The sequence below is a fragment of the Chlamydiota bacterium genome, from assembly GCA_016178055.1.
In the GTDB taxonomy this organism is placed as follows: domain Bacteria; phylum Auribacterota; class JACPWU01; order JACPWU01; family JACPWU01; genus JACOUC01.
Window position 1 is genome coordinate 1 of record JACOUC010000018.1, and the last position, 3,357, is coordinate 3,357.

Annotated in this window: 6 protein-coding genes; all 6 read right to left on the reverse strand. The window is 39.4% G+C overall.

Going from position 1 to position 3,357, the window contains the following annotated elements; all coding sequences use genetic code 11:
- Positions 1-78: 78 nt before the first annotated feature.
- Complete coding sequence (locus HYS07_02520; protein MBI1870048.1) at positions 79-750, reverse strand: nucleotidyl transferase AbiEii/AbiGii toxin family protein; 672 nt, start codon at positions 748-750, stop codon at positions 79-81.
- A 13-nt stretch (positions 751-763) separates the two neighbouring features.
- Complete coding sequence (locus tag HYS07_02525; GenBank protein MBI1870049.1) at positions 764-964, reverse strand: hypothetical protein; 201 nt, start codon at positions 962-964, stop codon at positions 764-766.
- A 245-nt stretch (positions 965-1,209) separates the two neighbouring features.
- Positions 1,210-1,866 carry a nucleotidyl transferase AbiEii/AbiGii toxin family protein gene (locus HYS07_02530; protein MBI1870050.1) on the reverse strand — a complete coding sequence of 219 codons (657 nt, stop codon included), beginning with the start codon at positions 1,864-1,866 and terminating at the stop codon, positions 1,210-1,212.
- Positions 1,853-2,137 carry a hypothetical protein gene (locus tag HYS07_02535; protein ID MBI1870051.1) on the reverse strand — a complete coding sequence of 95 codons (285 nt, stop codon included), beginning with the start codon at positions 2,135-2,137 and terminating at the stop codon, positions 1,853-1,855. The genes HYS07_02530 and HYS07_02535 overlap by 14 nt, the downstream gene beginning before the upstream one ends.
- Before the next feature lie 221 nt (positions 2,138-2,358).
- Positions 2,359-2,742, reverse strand: a complete 384-nt coding sequence (locus tag HYS07_02540) for a DUF5615 family PIN-like protein (protein MBI1870052.1) — start codon at positions 2,740-2,742, stop codon at positions 2,359-2,361.
- Entirely contained in the window at positions 2,739-2,978 is a 240-nt protein-coding gene (locus tag HYS07_02545) for a DUF433 domain-containing protein (GenBank protein MBI1870053.1), read from the reverse strand. Before HYS07_02545 ends, HYS07_02540 begins: the two co-directional genes overlap by 4 nt.
- Positions 2,979-3,357 lie beyond the last annotated feature (379 nt).

Genomic DNA, 3,357 nt, shown 5'->3' on the forward strand with positions numbered 1-3,357 from the left:
CTCGTGAAGTATCCAAATCCATCTTATGAATATCATAAGACCACAACACCCTCTGAAGAGAACGTGGAATTTTTCTTTTCATCCTTTCAAGACCCTCTTTTTAAACTGACAAACCTTTGTTGTAATCTCCTCTTGAATGATATCCCAAGAGATCGGCATCAGAAGTTGAAATCTCTGGTTTTTGGGTTCTCCTGCCTCATCAAAATAGACAAGGGCACGCAAACCAAGATAGATATTAAAAGAAGGAAATTTTTTCTTTGTGTATTCAAAAATTTTTTCCAATGAAAATTCCTTCAAAAGAAAATACATATCGATAAAGTCTCTCATGTTCCCTTTTTGAATAATCGCAATCAACTTCATCGCCGCAATATCCTCCTTAGAAGCCAGGAGAACACCCTCTACCTCCACACAGGGCCGAAGCATGTTATAGCCATAATAGAAAAAACTTAATTCAATTTCCCGAACGTTTATAATTAATGTCCCTTGACCACTTTGAATCAGAGTCCACTGGGGACGTCTGAAATACTTATCAAAATGGGGTAAGAGATGTTTTTCAGAAAATTCTTCCTGGGAATAAAAGTCAAAATCTAGTGAGGTTCTATGGCCAAGCTGCAAAGCTAAAGCTGTCCCCCCAGCCAGATAAAAGTGGAATGAATCTTTTAAAAAAGCTAACGAAGTCAACATCTGGCGACGTTTGACATCTAAAATTTCTAAATGGAAAGAAGTTATTTTTTTAGATGAGTTTTTCATGACTACAGCGATTTTAGCCTAACTTCAATTTCACTTCCGTTCCATCAGCCAGCTCATAGGATCTTTGACCCTCAGGTAAAAGACCTATCAGCTTTAAATACCTTCCAGGCACTAAGCAATCCACCGATCCTGTATCGACAAGAAAAAGACCTTCCCAAAAACGGCTAGGATCTGAAGGATTACGAACAGTGGCTGTTACTTGTGTTATACCCATAAAAAAAACCTCCCTGTTTTTCTAGCGAATCATTCTAGCATTCTTTTTATAAATCGCTTCACCAAAATCCAGGACAACCCTTGAAAGAATAAGATGACATCATTCAACCTAAAAAACTAATATTTCAAGACCTGACCCTAGAATGTGACCCCTCAATGTAGGGGCTTCTCATGAATGTAGGGGCTTGATTTATCAAGCCCGAACCAACGCGGGTCGGATAAATCCGACCCCTACAGAAATCTCCATTAAGAGCTGATTGGATTAAGCGAATCTAAAATCTGATCTCGAAGCCTCAGAAAAAAAACACTGACTTGATCAAGCGTCACCGGTTTGATCAAGCGAGGAAGGGTATTAAATTTATCCACTTCTGCAACTAAAGACGCCCACACAAAAGGATCCAGGCCCTGATCTTTTTCTTTCCCCTGCTTAAGAAGTTCAAAAATATCAAATTCGCCTTGAGAAAAAATGATGTAAAGATCCACATAGTCTTTAATGTCTAAGCGTCCCAAAATGGCGCAAACCTTATTGACAGCAATATTCTTTAGGGTATCCACTCTGATTTGATCAATAAAAATGGGCGTTCCCACACGAAATCCAACATCGGCAACCACATCAATCTTTAATTCATCCCCCACTAAAAAGCGAAGGAAGCCAGGACTTTTTTGCACTTCGATCACTTTTTTATTCAGCTCTTTGCTAACATCCTGAATGAGTTTAGGAATAGAATCTAATTCTGTTCCATGGCTAAAAAAATCGAGATCCTCCGAATAGCGGTGATAAAGATAGAATGCGGAAAGGGCGGTTCCCCCTGTTAAGTAAAAATTTTCTCGGAACCAGGGATCTAAAAAAATCCGAGAGAGGAACGTCTCTTGAAGCGGGGTGAGAATTCTAGTCGGTGGCATGCTGATCCCAACGCGCTAAAGCATATTCCCAACGCCGGCGTATGTTTGAAGGAAGCCGCAAAGATGGAAGGGCCTCTCGAATCTGGTCTAAAGTTAAATAGGACCATACATCGTCAAAACGGGCCTGGGTCAAAATCCGAGCCATCAGCCATCTTTTCTGAACAGAAAGATCAGGCAAACTTAAAATTTCTTTAATGTCTCTCTCACCCAAATCATAATCCCAAAGAAAATAGGGGCGATGAACACCCTTTTCACTTTTTAAGCTTTCCACATATCCCTCCATCACAGGTAGTGTCTATCCAAAACACAGTCCTGGTATAGCAAAAGCTTTAGACCTCTTTTTATTTTTATGCGAATGATTTTAGCATTATTTTATTAATCGCTTCACCAAAATCCAGGATAACCCTGGAAAAAGTAAGAATGACATCACTCAACCTAAAAAACTAACATTTCAAGACCTGACCCCAGTACGTTTCCACCCCATTGAGATGATCAGAAACCTTTGGAGGCGGACCTTTCATGAGGATACCGAACACGTATTTTATGCTCTGTTACAATGACAAAACAATGCATCCATTTCTCTACCTTTTCTGTACGAAACACGGCCTCTATTCGCTCAACTAAAGCATTGCGTCCTGGTTCATGAAGACGCAAAAGAAGAATTCCAAAATGTGTACCTGGTGAAAAACGCCGCTCATCAGAAAAATCTAAGTCCTGAGTAATAAAAAAAGCTCCTACCCTTTGCGCTTCTTTCCATACTTCTAGGTCATCCTTTCCAGAAAGACCTTCTTGTGGAACAGTATCCGCTGAATGCCCAAGATCTTCTAGCATTTGAACTAACCTAAAAGGCAGGTTTTCATCTAATTTGATTTTCATCGAATATTTGGAATGCTTAAATTTGGCAAGTCTTCTTCAGTTGAAGCAGCAGCAAAGGCAATCACAGCATGAACCATTTCTTTCGTAAGCGTAGGGAAATCACTCAAGATCTCTTCAATACTTGCTCCTTCTGCAAAACTAGCTAGGACAGTTCGAATGGTGACCCGGGTCCCCTTAAAAACAGGCTCTCCACCACATATACCCAAATCACGAACAAAATACTGAGTATAATTCATCACAAAACCTCCCTATTTCATTCTACAAAAATAATTATAACATTCTTTTTATAAATCGCTTCACCAAAATCCAGGATAACCCTTGAAAGAATAAGATGACATCATTAAACCTGAAAAACTAACATTTCAAGACCTGACCCCAGAATGTGCTCGTGAAGTACAGGATAACCCTTGAAAGAATAAGATGACATCATTAAACCTGAAAAACTAACATTTCAAGACCTGACCCCAGAATGTGCTCGTGAAGTATCCAAATCCATCTTATGAATATCATAAGACCACAACACCCTCTGAAGAGAACGTGGAATTTTTCTTTTCATCCTTTCAAGACCCTCTTTTTAAACTGACAAACCTTTGTTGTAATCTCCTCTTGAATGAT